Here is a 13,373-nt window from a genome sequence, read left to right as displayed (position 1 = left end):
GGCGCTTTATCGCCAGACTATCGACTCCATTCGGGAGGGAATCATGGTCTTGCACTCCACGCGCTGGTTGGCGCTTAGTTACTTCACCTATTTTTTCAGCTACGGTATTTTCTTGCCTTTCTGGAGCGTCTGGCTGGCGGGAACAGGCTTAACGCCGGAAACCATCGGCATGCTGTTGGGCGCCGGGCTGGTGGCCCGTTTCCTGGGAAGCCTGCTTATCGCGCCGCGGGTCAGCGATCCCTCCCGGCTGATTTCCGCCCTGCGGATCCTCGCGTTACTGGTGCTCTTGTTTGCCCTGGCCTTTTGGGCCGGGAACCACGTAGCCTGGCTGGCGGTGGTGATCGTGGGGTTCAACCTCTTTTTCTCTCCGCTGGTGCCGTTGACCGATGCGTTGGCCAACACCTGGCAAAAACAGATAACCATGGACTACGGGCGCGTGCGTCTGTGGGGGTCGGTGGCGTTTGTTATCGGTTCGGCGCTTACCGGTAAGCTGGTCAGCCTGTTTGACTATCGGGCGATTCTGCTGCTGCTCAGCCTCGGCGTTGCTTCTATGCTGCTGGGGATGCTGCTGAAACCCTCGGTGATGCCGCAAGGGGAGTCTCGTCATCAGGAAGCGGCGGGGGTGGCGGCCTGGCTGTCGCTGATACGACAAAGCTGGCGTTTTCTCGCCTGCGTCTGTCTGCTTCAGGGGGCGCATGCCGCCTACTACGGCTTCAGCGCGATTTACTGGCAGGAAGCCGGTTACTCTGCCTCTGCCGTGGGCTATTTATGGTCATTGGGCGTGGTGGCGGAAGTGGTTATCTTTGCACTGAGTAAAAAAGTATTCAGTCGCTTCAGTGCCCGGGAGCTGCTGCTGCTTTCGGCAGTGTGCGGTCTGATTCGCTGGACGCTGATGGGCGCGACCACGGCTCTTCCGTGGCTTATCGTCACGCAGATTTTGCACTGCGGCACCTTTACGGTCTGCCACCTGGCGGCGATGCGCTATATCTCCGCGCGCCAGGGCAGCGAAGTGATACGCCTGCAGGCGGTCTATTCTGCCGTGGCGATGGGCGGCAGCATTGCGGTCATGACGGTTTTCGCTGGCTTCCTCTATCAGCACCTGCATCAGGGGGTCTTCTGGGTGATGGCGCTGGTGGCCCTCCCGGCGCTGGTGCTGCGGCCAAAAGCGGTTGCCTAATCCTCCAGCATTTTGCAAATATGCTGCCGCTGGTGATCGCTGAACATCTCTTCAGTGTGAAACAGCGGCGGTGAAAACAGCGGTAACGCGGTGGCGTAAGGTGTGACGACCAGCGTCACGCCTTTGGGCGCGCCTTCCTTCTCAAAAGCCTGCACGCTTTGATATTTGATATTCAGCGGCAGCAGCGTCAGTTCGCGCAGCTGGAGTTCAAGCGCCTGTTCAAGAACGGGATTATCATGGGTGAGCAGCACGACCTGCTTTTCATGCAGATCGCTTTTCTGCATCAGCCATGCGCCAAAAATCACCGCGATCAGTCCCACCTCTTCCTGATTAAACGTAATCTCGTACGTCGCTTCAAACTCGCTGAGCGCGGCCTGGGTCGTGCGCATCAGCCGCGGGTAGAGACGGCTAATCTCTTCCGGCAGCGCGTTATCAATACCGATAGCGAAAACGCTGCGGTTGAGCGCCTGCGACAAATGAATATAAAGCTGATCGCTAAGTCCCTGGTCATCACTGAACGGCCGGCCTGCCAGATCCTGGAAACGATGAATCAAGCGGTCGATTGCCAGGTGTAGCCGCCGATCCTGGTGATGGCCGTCGCGGATGGGATCGGGCGTTTTCAACAACATAAAGAGCAGCGTCAGGAACAGCTGTTCGCCCGCGTGCGGCGTGCTGGCGACCCGGCGTTGCCAGTGGCGAACGATCTCCTGGGCGAGAGTGAACTCCACCGCTTGTTGCGTCCAGCGCTGCTGCTCATAGGTAAAATCCGGGGTGAGTCCAAGATGATGCTGCAGCAGGCAATATTGCAGATACAGACGCAGGAAATGAACATCGCGACAGTCAAACTGCCGGTTGAGCATCCGCGAGCAGCGGTTGACCAGCGCCTGCAGGTTGGTGTCGTCATACAGCGTCCGCGCAATGCCCTGTAGTTTAAGCTGCGTTTTTAATGCCGGCGTAAAATGGTGGGCGATAAAATGCGGGCATAGACGTAATGCCCGCCGCAGACCGTGCAGCAGACACAGACGTTGATCGATGACAGCACCTTCAATCCGGTAGCTGCCGTCCACCTGTGACGAAAGGGTCAGTCGGTGGTAACGCTGAATTTCGCGTGCGGTCTCTGCGATATCCTGCCGGGCCGTTGACTCATCAACCTGGTTGATGTGGCTAAGCCGTTCTGGCGTCACCGGTTGCCCGGGCAGATAAAACATCAGCAGTACCTGGCTACGGCGCTGTGGACTGGAAAGCGCAGATGGTGGTTCAATGACGGTCATCATCTGGTGAGTTCCAGTTAGGGTTTTTGCTAAGAATAGCTAATGGATGAATGGAGATCAGGGCAGTTCGGCGCCTTTACGTCAGGATTGCTGGCTAAGTTCACAGAATTTTTCACGTGAGGATCGGATGAAGAGAGTGAAACAATGCACCAGTGCGGCATTTTTCATGGTTTTATCATTTAGTGTGCTAGCGCAACCGCATAGCTTCATTAGCCTGAAAACGGAAGTCGTGGCGGACAACGGGCTGCTCACCGGTTTTAAAATGCGCTGGACGATGGATGAAATCACTTCGGCAGACTTGCTCTACGATGCGGGGAAAGCAAAGCCAGGGGATGAGGTGTGGAAAAAACTGGCGGCGGAAGTGATGGCCAATGTGCTCGGCCAGCATTATTTCAGCGAGCTATGGCATAACGGCCAGCGGGTGAAGTTTGATAATCGACCTGATGGCTATGGTCTCGAACGCGAGGGGCACCAGGCGGTGCTGACGTTTACCCTGCCGCTGGCAAAGCCTCAGCCGCTGGCCGGACAAACGCTGACGTTATCGACATTTGACCCGACCTATTATGTCGATATGCACTATGACAACGCGAGCGATGTCACGTTGCCCGCCGCCTTGAGCACGACGTGCAAGGTTAAGGTGGTCACGCCGGAACCGAATGAAAAAATGGCGGCTTTTGCCCAGTCCCTCGATAAAGCCGACGCGCCGCCGGAAGATATGGCGCTGGGAACCTACTTTGCGCAGAAGGTGACGCTGACATGTCCGTAATTTTCTCTCACACCGCACGCACTTCGCGTCTGCGCCAGATGTGGCCGCTGGCGCTTTTTTTGCTGCTGGCAACCGCGGCGGGGATCTGGCTGTGGCAGGCCTGGCCGCAGGTTTTACTGCAAAGCGCCGTCTGGCAGCGGGCGTTGAATCTTGAGCTCAGCCGTCTGCTGAAAGCGGTTGCGGACAACCCCTCAGCGGCGGGATTATCGCTGCTGGCGTTCAGTTTTATCTACGGTGTGCTGCACGCCCTGGGGCCTGGGCATGGCAAGATCGTGATTACCACCTGGCTGGCAACACATCCGGCAAAACTTAAATCCAGTATCATGCTGACCCTGGCGGCCTCGCTCCTGCAGGGCGTAGTGGCGATTGCGCTGGTCGTGGTGGTGTTAACCCTCCTGCAGCTACCGGCCAGACAGCTGCACCTCAGCAGCTTCTGGCTGGAGAAAGGCAGCTATCTGCTGGTGGGGGCGCTGGGCCTGCTGTTGTGCTGGCGGGCGGTAAAAAAGCTACGCTCGGTACTGCGACGACCGACGTTTATCGCATTTACGCCGCACCACGTTCATCATGCGCAGTGCGGATGCGGACATCAGCATATGCCCGCACCGGAACAGCTACAGGGCGGCGATGACTGGCGCGCGCGGCTGGTCATTATCCTCTCGATGGGGATGCGACCCTGTTCCGGGGCGATTATGGTCCTGCTGTTTAGTAAAGTGATTGGCGTATTTAACTGGGGAATGGCGGCGGCGCTGGCGATGGCGGCAGGCACGTCGTTGACCATTAGCGCGCTGGCGCTGCTGGTTCATGGTTTCCGGCAGCTGGCCGTTAAGCTCAGCGGCAATAAGACGCCACCGCTGTGGCAACACGTTGGTTGGGCGACGCTGGCATTGGCGGGCGGTGTGATTTTATTGGTTGCGGCGCTGGTGATGTGGAGCAGTGCGGCGCCTGTTGGTGGGGGCTTACGACCATTTTGAAGAATCCCCTCCCCCGTGAACCGGGGGAGGGGAGAATGATTAACGCTTCAGCGCTTCACTCAGTTCGTCACGCATATTCGCCAGCATAGCTTTAACGACACGCGGATTACCGGCAACGATGTTGCCGGTATGCATGTAGTTGTGGCCGCCGGTGAAATCGCAGACCAGCGCGCCTGCTTCACGAGCAATCAGCTCGCCTGCCGCAAAATCCCATGGTTTCAGCGCGATTTCAAAATAACCGTCAACGCGGCCTGCGGCCACGTAAGCCAGATCCAGAGCAGCAGAACCGGTGCGGCGGAAATCAGCACACTCGGTAAACAGCTTACCGAGAATATTCATGTACGCCGTCGCGTGCTGTTTTGCTTTGAACGGGAAGCCGGTCGCCAGAATCGTGCCATCCAGGTCGCGAGCGTTGCTACCGCGCAGACGGTAACCGTTCAGCTGTGCGCCCTGACCACGGGTAGCCGTGAACAGTTCGTTACGCATTGGATCGTAAACCACCGCGACTTCAGTACGGCCTTTGATGCGTACGGCGATGGAAACGGAGAAGTGCGGCAGACGTTTGACGAAGTTGGTGGTGCCATCCAGTGGATCGATAACCCATTGAACATCCTGATCTTCACCTGCGTGTTCACCGCTTTCTTCGGTGATAATGGTGTGCTGCGGGTAAGATTTGCGAATGGTTTCAATAATCAGCGCTTCAGCTGCTTTATCGACGTTGGTCACAAAATCATTGCTGCCTTTCTGGCTCGTTTCTACGGAGTCTGGGGTTTCGTAGTGCTTGGCAATTAAATTACCCGCCTTGCGCGCTGCGCGCACGGCGATGTTCAGCATCGGATGCATCGGTCTCTCTCACTGGATGTTAAAGAACGGGAAAAAACGGCGCACATAGTAACAGTGAAATCTGCCTATGTCTCCGTTTTATGATAGCATGCGTGAATAATCTTTAGCCGAAGAACCATAATGCTACAAAATATTCGAATTGTACTGGTAGAAACATCACATACCGGAAACATGGGCTCCGTCGCCCGGGCAATGAAAACCATGGGATTAACCAACCTGTGGCTGGTTAATCCGCTGGTTAAACCTGACTCTCAGGCTATCGCGCTGGCCGCTGGCGCCAGTGATGTGATTGGTAACGCGCAGATCGTTGATACCCTGGATGAAGCCCTGGCCGGCTGCAGCCTGGTGGTGGGGACCAGTGCCCGTTCACGTACTCTGCCGTGGCCGATGCTTGACCCGCGCGAGTGCGGTCTGAAGAGCGTGGCGGAAGGGCAGCATGCGCCGGTCGCACTGGTCTTTGGCCGCGAACGCGTTGGGCTGACCAACGATGAACTGCAGAAATGTCACTATCACGTGGCTATTGCCGCAAACCCGGAATACAGCTCGCTGAACCTGGCAATGGCGGTGCAGGTTATCGCCTACGAAGTACGTATGGCGTGGCTGGCCACCCAGGAACAGGACGAACCGGCAGCAGAGCACGAAGAGACGCCGTATCCGCTGGTTGATGATTTAGAACGTTTCTATGGCCACCTCGAGCAAACCCTGCTTGCTACCGGTTTTATTCGCGCCAGCCACCCGGGACAGGTGATGAACAAACTGCGCCGTCTGTTTACCCGCGCGCGTCCGGAAAGCCAGGAGCTGAATATCCTGCGTGGTATGCTGGCGTCTATCGATCAGTTAAAGAAAGAGAAGTAAGCGCCTGCATCCCTTGACGGGGGCGGCTCTGGCTTACCTGGCCTGCATTGCCACAGGCCCGCGCAAGCGTAGCGCCGCCGGGCAAATACAGACCGCACGGATGGTTAAATACCTGACTAAAACAGTCAAGTAAATAGTTGACCAAATTACTCGGGAATGTCAGACTTGGCCCTGCTATGCAATACCCATATTAATAAAAAGCCCGGGCAGGGGCGAGTTTGAGGTTAAGTAAGACATGAGACTGACATCTAAAGGGCGTTATGCTGTGACCGCGATGCTGGACGTTGCGCTCAACTCTGAATCGGGCCCGGTTCCGTTGGCTGATATTTCTGAACGTCAGGGAATCTCGCTGTCCTATCTGGAACAGCTGTTTTCCCGCCTGCGTAAAAATGGTCTGGTATCCAGCGTTCGTGGCCCAGGCGGCGGTTATTTGTTAGGTAAAGAAGCTGGCAGCATCGCCGTAGGCGAAGTGATCAGCGCAGTAGACGAATCGGTTGACGCGACCCGCTGTCAGGGTAAAGGCGGCTGCCAGGGCGGCGATAAATGCCTGACCCACGCGCTGTGGCGCGACCTGAGCGAACGTCTGACCGGCTTCCTGAACAATATCACCCTGGGTGAACTGGTGAATAACCAGGAAATCCTCGATGTTTCAGGTCGTCAGCATAGCCATGAATCCCAGCGCAATACCCGCACTCAGGACGCAATTGACGTCAAGCTGCGTGCATAATACTCGTCTTGTTTCAGCTTGCGGCTCCGCTGCGGCAGGCTGAAATAGTCAGAGTAAAAACGATAAAAAAGAGATTTCAGAATCAGGCCGGGGTGTTGCGACATCCCGTGTCCCCGGTCGTACATCAAGCCGGTTGCCTGGTTCCTTGCATTGAGTGATGTACGGAGTTAAAGAGCAATGAAATTACCGATTTACCTCGATTACTCCGCAACAACGCCGGTGGACCCGCGTGTTGCCGAGAAAATGATGCAGTTCCTGACCCTGGACGGGACCTTTGGTAACCCGGCCTCTCGTTCACACCGTTTCGGTTGGCAGGCTGAAGAGGCGGTAGATATCGCCCGGAATCAGATTGCTGAACTGGTCGGTGCCGATCCGCGTGAAATCGTCTTTACCTCCGGTGCAACGGAATCCGACAACCTGGCGATTAAAGGTGCAGCCAACTTTTATCAGAAAAAAGGCAAGCACATTATCACCAGCAAAACCGAGCATAAAGCGGTTCTGGATACCTGTCGCCAGCTGGAGCGTGAAGGTTTCGACGTCACCTACCTGGCGCCGCAGCGCAACGGGATTATCGATCTGAAAGAACTGGAAGCCGCGATGCGTGACGACACCATCCTGGTCTCCATCATGCACGTGAACAACGAAATCGGCGTTGTGCAGGATATCGCCACCATCGGCGAACTGTGCCGCGCGCGTGGTATCATCTACCACGTTGACGCCACCCAGAGCGTGGGCAAACTGCCTATCGATCTGAGCCAGCTGAAAGTTGACCTGATGTCCTTCTCGGGTCACAAAATTTATGGTCCTAAAGGTATTGGCGCACTGTACGTTCGTCGCAAACCGCGTATCCGCATTGAAGCGCAGATGCACGGCGGCGGTCACGAGCGCGGCATGCGTTCCGGTACTCTGCCAGTCCACCAGATCGTCGGTATGGGTGAAGCTTACCGTATCGCGAAAGAAGAGATGGAAACCGAGATGGCGCGTCTGCGCGGTCTGCGTAACCGTCTGTGGGACGGCGTAAAAGATATGGAAGAGGTTTACCTCAACGGTGACCTCGAGCAGGGCGCACCGAACATTCTCAACGTCAGCTTCAACTATGTTGAAGGCGAGTCGCTGATTATGGCGCTGAAAGACCTGGCCGTTTCCTCCGGTTCTGCTTGCACCTCCGCAAGCCTTGAGCCGTCCTATGTGCTTCGCGCACTGGGCATGACTGACGAACTGGCACACAGTTCTATCCGTTTCTCTTTAGGTCGCTTCACTACCGAAGAAGAGATTGACTACACCATTGATCTGGTTCGTAAATCCATCGGCCGTCTGCGCGACCTTTCTCCGCTGTGGGATATGTTCAAACAGGGCGTAGATCTGAACAGCATCGAATGGTCACATCATTAATCGGTAGGGTATAAGGAGAATTCATCATGGCATACAGCGAAAAAGTTATCGATCATTACGAGAATCCGCGCAACGTCGGCTCTTTTGACAACAGCGACGACAGCGTCGGCAGCGGCATGGTTGGCGCACCGGCGTGCGGCGACGTGATGAAGTTGCAGATTAAAGTCAACAATGAAGGTATCATTGAAGACGCGCGCTTCAAGACCTATGGTTGCGGTTCTGCTATCGCCTCCAGCTCCCTGGTTACCGAATGGGTGAAAGGGAAATCTCTGGACGAAGCTCAGGCTATCAAGAACACCGATATCGCCGATGAGCTGGAACTGCCGCCGGTGAAAATTCACTGCTCCATCCTGGCGGAAGACGCGATTAAAGCCGCGATTGCGGATTATAAAAGCAAACGTGAAGCGAAATAATTAAGAGGTTATTGTATGTCGATTACTCTTAGCGACAGCGCAGCGTCGCGAGTTAATTCCTTCCTGGCCAACCGTGGCAAAGGCTTCGGTCTGCGCTTAGGTGTCCGCACTTCCGGCTGCTCAGGTATGGCCTACGTGCTGGAATTTGTTGACGAGCCGGCGGCAGAAGACACCGTGTTTGAAGATAAAGGCGTCAAGGTAGTGATCGACGGCAAAAGCCTGCAGTTCCTCGACGGCACTCAGCTGGACTTCGTCAAAGAAGGCCTGAACGAAGGGTTTAAATTCACCAACCCGAATGTGAAAGATGAGTGCGGTTGCGGCGAAAGCTTTAACGTATAATCCCGACACTATCCGACGTATTTCCGGCCGCATCAGGGCGGTAAACGCGTGAATCCCGGAGGCTGACAGCAGTCGGCCCAGCGGGTAAGCGACGACAGCCCACGCAGAGGCGGCCCGATGTGCACGGGTAGAGGACCCCACCGCGGTGAATCGTGAGTGGGGTTTGCTTTATCTCGTTAACCCTGAGGTTACTATGGACTATTTCACCCTCTTCGGGTTACCGGTCAGTTATACCCTTTCGCAAGAACAGCTGGCTGTCCGGTACCAGGATTTGCAGCGCCAGTATCATCCCGACAAGTTCGCCAGCGCGAGCGCGGCCGAACAGCTCGCCTCCGTGCAGCAATCCGCAACGATCAATCAGGCGTGGCAAACGCTCCGTCATCCGCTGACCCGCGCCGAATATCTCCTTTCGCTCCATGGCTATGACTTAGCCAGCGAACAGCACACCGTGCGCGATACCGCCTTTCTGATGGAACAGCTGGAGCTGCGTGAAGAGCTGGATGAGATTGAAAAATCGCAGGATGAAGAACGTCTGGCGGCATTTATCAAACGCGTGAAGGGGATGTACGACGTTCGTCATCAGCAGGTTGTCGAACAATTAAATAGCGAGACGTGGGACGCGGCGGCGGATACCGTGCGTAAACTGCGTTTTCTCGATAAACTTCAGAGCGTTGCAGAACAACTCGAAGAAAAGCTGCTCGATTTTTAATTTTCGGAAGCAATTATGGCCTTATTACAAATTAGTGAGCCTGGTCTGAGTGCCGCGCCGCACCAGCGTCGTCTGGCGGCGGGTATTGACCTGGGCACCACCAATTCTCTGGTCGCTACCGTGCGTAGCGGTCAGGCCGAAACTCTGCCCGACCATCAGGGGCGCTACCTGCTGCCTTCCGTGGTGAACTACCATGAATCTGGCCTGAGCGTCGGTTACGATGCCCGACACAATGCGGCCCTCGACCCGGTTAATACCATCAGTTCCGTGAAACGGATGATGGGGCGCTCGCTGGCCGATATCCAGACTCGTTATCCCCATCTGCCTTACCAACTGCAGGCCAGCGAAAATGGTCTGCCGATGATTCAGACCACCGGCGGTCTGCTCAACCCGGTTCGCGTCTCCGCCGACATCCTGAAAGCGCTGGCCGCCCGGGCAACGGAAGCGCTGTCCGGCGAACTCGACGGCGTAGTGATTACCGTCCCGGCCTATTTTGACGATGCTCAGCGCCAGGGCACCAAAGACGCCGCGCGTCTGGCCGGTCTGCACGTATTGCGCCTGTTGAACGAACCGACCGCTGCGGCCATTGCCTACGGCCTGGACTCCGGTCAGGAAGGGGTGATCGCGGTTTACGATCTCGGCGGCGGCACCTTTGATATTTCGGTGCTGCGCTTAAGCCGCGGCGTATTTGAAGTGCTGGCCACCGGCGGGGATTCCGCGCTGGGCGGCGATGACTTTGACCATCTGCTGGCGGATTATCTCCGTGAACTGGCCGGGCTGAGCGATCGTAGCGACAACCGCCTGCAGCGTGAACTCCTGGATGCGGCCATCGCGGCGAAAATTGCCCTCAGCGATGCCGATTCCGTCAGCGTTAACGTCGGCGGCTGGCAAGGCGCTATTACCCGTGAGCAGTTTAACGAGCTGATTGCGCCGCTGGTGAAACGCACGCTGTTAGCCTGCCGTCGCGCGCTGAAAGATGCGGGCGTGGCGGCGGAAGAGGTACTGGAAGTGGTCATGGTCGGCGGTTCAACCCGCGTGCCGCTGGTTCGTGAGCGCGTCGGTGAGTTCTTTGGCCGCACGCCGCTGACCACTATCGATCCGGACAAAGTGGTGGCCATTGGCGCCGCGATTCAGGCCGATATCCTGGTGGGCAACAAACCCGATAGCGAACTTCTGTTGCTCGACGTTATTCCGCTCTCTTTAGGGCTGGAGACGATGGGCGGCCTGGTGGAGAAAGTGATTCCGCGCAACACCACGATTCCGGTGGCGCGTGCGCAGGAGTTCACCACCTTTAAAGATGGTCAGACGGCGATGTCTATCCACGTCATGCAGGGTGAGCGCGAACTGGTGCAGGACTGCCGTTCGCTGGCGCGTTTTGCGCTGCGTGGTATTCCGGCGTTACCGGCGGGCGGGGCGCACATTCGCGTCACCTTCCAGGTGGACGCCGATGGCCTGTTGAGCGTGACCGCGATGGAGAAATCGACCGGCGTCGAAGCCTCCATTCAGGTCAAGCCCTCCTACGGTCTGACCGACGGCGAAATCGCCACCATGATTAAAGATTCGATGAGTCACGCCGAACAGGATATCAAGGCGCGTATGCTGGCCGAGCAAAAAGTGGAAGCCGCGCGCGTTCTTGAGAGCCTGGAAAGTGCGCTGGCCGCCGATGCCGCGCTGCTAAGCGCCGCAGAACGTCAGGCTATCGATGAAGCAACGGCGCAGCTGCGTGCGGTTGCCGCAGGCGATGACGCCGACGCGATTAAAGATGCGATTAAAAATACAGACACACAAACCCAAGAATTTGCCGCACGCCGCATGGACCAGTCGGTCCGTACTGCGCTGAAAGGCCAATCCGTGGACGAGGTTTAATATGCCAAAGATTGTTTTTCTGCCCCATCAGGACCTGTGCCCGGATGGCGTAGTTGTGGAAGCTGAGATCGGTGAGACCATTCTGGATGCTGCTCTGCGTAGCGGCATTGAGATTGAACACGCCTGCGAAAAATCCTGTGCCTGCACCACCTGCCACTGCATCGTGCGTGAAGGTTTTGACTCGCTGGCCGAAAGTACCGAAGATGAAGATGATATGCTGGATAAGGCCTGGGGGCTGGAGCCCGACAGCCGTCTGAGCTGCCAGGCGCGCGTGACCCACGATGATCTGGTCGTCGAGATCCCGCGTTATACTATCAACCACGCACGCGAGCATTAATATGGGACTGAAATGGACCGATAGTCGTGAAATTGGCGAAGCGCTGTATGACGCCTTCCCGGATCTCGACCCGAAAACCGTTCGCTTCACCGATATGCATCAGTGGATTTGCGAGCTGGAAGATTTTGATGACAATCCGACCGCATCCAATGAAAAAATTCTGGAGGCGATTCTGCTAGTCTGGTTAGATGAAGCAGAATAATTTCCGCAACATGCTTCACGCTGCAGATGCGTGGGTCATGTTTGCTCACTCCCGCCGCACAGTCATCTGTGGGCCCGGCGAATGAGCGGCTGACCGCCTTCTCCTGCAGCGTGAAACATCGGAAAAATAATATGGGCTGCCTTTTGGCGGCCCTTTTGCCAAATAAGGATAAAGATAAAATGACCGAAGCCATGAGGATTACGCTGACGACCCAACCCGCTGACGCGCGCTGGGGAGAAAAAGCGGCTTACAGCATTAATAATGACGGCATCACCCTGCATCTGAACGGTAAAGACGATCTCGGTTTGATTCAGCGGGCGGCGCGTAAAGTCGACGGGATGGGGATCAAACACGTTGCGCTGAGCGGCGAAGGCTGGGATACCGACCGCGCGTGGGCATTCTGGGCCGGCTACAAAGGGCCGAAAGGCAGCCGCAAGGTGGAATGGCCGGCGCTGGACGACGTGCAGAAAAGCGAGCTGGACAATCGCCTGACGATTATTGACTGGGTGCGGGATACCATTAACGCGCCGGCGGAAGAGCTCGGTCCGGAACAGCTGGCTCAGCGCGCCGTCGATCTGCTGTGCAGCGTCGCCTGCGACAACGTGACTTACCGTATCACGAAAGGTGAAGACCTGCGCGAGCAGGGCTACCTTGGCCTGCATACCGTTGGCCGCGGCTCCGAGCGTCCGCCGGTACTGCTGGCGCTGGATTACAACCCAACCGGTGATAAAGAAGCCCCGGTGTATGCCTGCCTGGTCGGCAAAGGGATCACTTTCGATTCCGGCGGCTACAGCATCAAACAAAGCGCGTTTATGGATTCGATGAAGTCCGATATGGGCGGCGCGGCAACGGTTACCGGCGCGCTGGCGTTCGCGATTACCCGCGGCCTGAACAAACGCGTGAAGCTGTATCTGTGCTGTGCGGACAACCTGATCAGCGGTAACGCCTTTAAACTGGGCGACATCATTCGCTACCGCAATGGCAAGACCGTGGAAATCATGAACACCGACGCTGAAGGCCGTCTGGTGCTGGCGGATGGTCTGATTGATGCCTCGGCGCAGAAACCTGAGCTGATCATCGATGCCGCGACCCTGACCGGGGCGGCGAAAACCGCGCTCGGTAATGACTACCACGCGCTGTTCAGCTTTGATGACCCGCTGGCTAACCGTCTGCTGGCGAGCGCGCAGGCGGAAAATGAAGCCTTCTGGCGCCTGCCGCTGGCCGAGTTCCACCGTGGTCAATTGCCGTCTAACTTCGCCGAGCTGAACAACACCGGCAGCGCAGCCTATCCGGCTGGCGCCAGCACCGCAGCCGGTTTCCTGTCGCATTTCGTTGAAAATTATCATCAGGGCTGGCTGCACATCGACTGCTCGGCGACCTACCGCAAAGCGGCGGTTGAGCAGTGGTCTGCCGGCGCCACCGGCCTCGGCGTACGTACCATAGCGAACCTGCTGACGGCTGAGTAATCTTTTTTGCCGGGTGGCGCTACGCTTACCCGGCCTACA

15 protein-coding genes are annotated in these 13,373 nt (G+C 56.8%); 13 read left to right on the top strand and 2 right to left on the bottom strand.

Annotated elements, in window-relative coordinates; all coding sequences use genetic code 11:
- Window positions 1-43: 43 nt before the first annotated feature.
- Window positions 44-1,177 (top strand): 3-phenylpropionate MFS transporter, encoded by a 1,134-nt coding sequence (locus MC50_RS01840; protein WP_032699023.1) that lies wholly within the window; start codon window positions 44-46, stop codon window positions 1,175-1,177.
- Here the strand turns inward: MC50_RS01840 and csiE are convergent.
- Complete coding sequence (gene csiE / locus MC50_RS01835) at window positions 1,174-2,451, bottom strand: stationary phase inducible protein CsiE (protein WP_047663382.1); 1,278 nt, start codon at window positions 2,449-2,451, stop codon at window positions 1,174-1,176. The genes MC50_RS01840 and csiE overlap by 4 nt on opposite strands.
- Before the next feature lie 124 nt (window positions 2,452-2,575).
- On the opposite strand from csiE, the gene MC50_RS01830 reads away from it, so the two are divergent.
- On the top strand, window positions 2,576-3,214 hold the full coding sequence (locus MC50_RS01830) for a DUF1007 family protein (protein ID WP_047663381.1): 639 nt from the start codon (window positions 2,576-2,578) through the stop codon (window positions 3,212-3,214).
- Window positions 3,205-4,185 carry a nickel/cobalt transporter gene (locus MC50_RS01825; protein ID WP_032695556.1) on the top strand — a complete coding sequence of 327 codons (981 nt, stop codon included), beginning with the start codon at window positions 3,205-3,207 and terminating at the stop codon, window positions 4,183-4,185. The genes MC50_RS01830 and MC50_RS01825 overlap by 10 nt, the downstream gene beginning before the upstream one ends.
- A 39-nt stretch (window positions 4,186-4,224) precedes the next feature.
- On the opposite strand, the gene suhB is transcribed toward MC50_RS01825, so the two are convergent.
- Entirely contained in the window at window positions 4,225-5,028 is an 804-nt protein-coding gene (gene suhB / locus MC50_RS01820) for an inositol-1-monophosphatase (protein ID WP_004866394.1), read from the bottom strand.
- A gap of 120 nt (window positions 5,029-5,148) precedes the next feature.
- Between suhB and trmJ the strand changes: the two genes are divergently transcribed.
- The 10 genes from trmJ to pepB all read left to right on the top strand — a co-directional run bounded on the left by trmJ (window position 5,149) and on the right by pepB (window position 13,334).
- Window positions 5,149-5,883, top strand: a complete 735-nt coding sequence (trmJ, locus tag MC50_RS01815; RefSeq protein ID WP_032686489.1) for a tRNA (cytosine(32)/uridine(32)-2'-O)-methyltransferase TrmJ — start codon at window positions 5,149-5,151, stop codon at window positions 5,881-5,883.
- Between the two features lie 235 nt (window positions 5,884-6,118).
- A complete protein-coding gene (gene iscR, locus MC50_RS01810; protein ID WP_004866388.1) occupies window positions 6,119-6,610 on the top strand; it encodes a Fe-S cluster assembly transcriptional regulator IscR in 492 nt (163 codons plus the stop codon).
- A 177-nt stretch (window positions 6,611-6,787) separates the two neighbouring features.
- Entirely contained in the window at window positions 6,788-8,002 is a 1,215-nt protein-coding gene (iscS, locus tag MC50_RS01805) for a cysteine desulfurase (protein ID WP_047663380.1), read from the top strand.
- Window positions 8,003-8,028: 26 nt separating this feature from the next.
- Window positions 8,029-8,415 (top strand): Fe-S cluster assembly scaffold IscU, encoded by a 387-nt coding sequence (iscU, locus tag MC50_RS01800; RefSeq protein WP_004866383.1) that lies wholly within the window; start codon window positions 8,029-8,031, stop codon window positions 8,413-8,415.
- A gap of 15 nt (window positions 8,416-8,430) precedes the next feature.
- The gene (gene iscA / locus MC50_RS01795) at window positions 8,431-8,754 is read left to right on the top strand and encodes an iron-sulfur cluster assembly protein IscA (RefSeq protein ID WP_004866380.1); all 324 of its coding nucleotides are present in this window, start codon (window positions 8,431-8,433) and stop codon (window positions 8,752-8,754) included.
- A gap of 193 nt (window positions 8,755-8,947) precedes the next feature.
- Entirely contained in the window at window positions 8,948-9,463 is a 516-nt protein-coding gene (hscB, locus tag MC50_RS01790) for a co-chaperone HscB (RefSeq protein ID WP_032686491.1), read from the top strand.
- 15 nt (window positions 9,464-9,478) lie between these two features.
- A complete protein-coding gene (hscA, locus tag MC50_RS01785) occupies window positions 9,479-11,329 on the top strand; it encodes a Fe-S protein assembly chaperone HscA (protein ID WP_047663379.1) in 1,851 nt (616 codons plus the stop codon).
- Between the two features lies 1 nt (window position 11,330).
- Window positions 11,331-11,666, top strand: coding sequence for an ISC system 2Fe-2S type ferredoxin (gene fdx, locus MC50_RS01780; protein ID WP_004866372.1), 336 nt, complete (start codon window positions 11,331-11,333; stop codon window positions 11,664-11,666).
- 1 nt (window position 11,667) lies between these two features.
- The gene (gene iscX, locus MC50_RS01775) at window positions 11,668-11,868 is read left to right on the top strand and encodes a Fe-S cluster assembly protein IscX (RefSeq protein ID WP_004866369.1); all 201 of its coding nucleotides are present in this window, start codon (window positions 11,668-11,670) and stop codon (window positions 11,866-11,868) included.
- Between the two features lie 179 nt (window positions 11,869-12,047).
- Window positions 12,048-13,334 (top strand): aminopeptidase PepB, encoded by a 1,287-nt coding sequence (pepB, locus tag MC50_RS01770; protein ID WP_032686562.1) that lies wholly within the window; start codon window positions 12,048-12,050, stop codon window positions 13,332-13,334.
- Window positions 13,335-13,373: the final 39 nt, after the last annotated feature.

Origin of the sequence: Klebsiella planticola (assembly GCF_000783935.2) — a bacterium.
GTDB lineage: Bacteria > Pseudomonadota > Gammaproteobacteria > Enterobacterales > Enterobacteriaceae > Klebsiella > Klebsiella planticola.
The sequence above is the reverse complement of the archived record's forward strand: the minus strand, read 5'-3'. Positions and strand labels throughout refer to the sequence as shown.

Coding starts and splice junctions, on each gene's coding strand:
- iscA (WP_004866380.1), top strand. CDS start 8,431: ATGTCGATTACTCTTAGCGACAGCGCAGCGTCGCGAGTTAATTCCTTC.
- MC50_RS01830 (WP_047663381.1), top strand. CDS start 2,576: ATGAAGAGAGTGAAACAATGCACCAGTGCGGCATTTTTCATGGTTTTA.
- iscS (WP_047663380.1), top strand. CDS start 6,788: ATGAAATTACCGATTTACCTCGATTACTCCGCAACAACGCCGGTGGAC.
- fdx (WP_004866372.1), top strand. CDS start 11,331: ATGCCAAAGATTGTTTTTCTGCCCCATCAGGACCTGTGCCCGGATGGC.
- iscU (WP_004866383.1), top strand. CDS start 8,029: ATGGCATACAGCGAAAAAGTTATCGATCATTACGAGAATCCGCGCAAC.
- suhB (WP_004866394.1), bottom strand. CDS start 5,028: ATGCATCCGATGCTGAACATCGCCGTGCGCGCAGCGCGCAAGGCGGGT.
- hscA (WP_047663379.1), top strand. CDS start 9,479: ATGGCCTTATTACAAATTAGTGAGCCTGGTCTGAGTGCCGCGCCGCAC.
- iscR (WP_004866388.1), top strand. CDS start 6,119: ATGAGACTGACATCTAAAGGGCGTTATGCTGTGACCGCGATGCTGGAC.
- iscX (WP_004866369.1), top strand. CDS start 11,668: ATGGGACTGAAATGGACCGATAGTCGTGAAATTGGCGAAGCGCTGTAT.
- csiE (WP_047663382.1), bottom strand. CDS start 2,451: ATGATGACCGTCATTGAACCACCATCTGCGCTTTCCAGTCCACAGCGC.
- MC50_RS01825 (WP_032695556.1), top strand. CDS start 3,205: ATGTCCGTAATTTTCTCTCACACCGCACGCACTTCGCGTCTGCGCCAG.
- pepB (WP_032686562.1), top strand. CDS start 12,048: ATGACCGAAGCCATGAGGATTACGCTGACGACCCAACCCGCTGACGCG.
- trmJ (WP_032686489.1), top strand. CDS start 5,149: ATGCTACAAAATATTCGAATTGTACTGGTAGAAACATCACATACCGGA.
- MC50_RS01840 (WP_032699023.1), top strand. CDS start 44: ATGGTCTTGCACTCCACGCGCTGGTTGGCGCTTAGTTACTTCACCTAT.
- hscB (WP_032686491.1), top strand. CDS start 8,948: ATGGACTATTTCACCCTCTTCGGGTTACCGGTCAGTTATACCCTTTCG.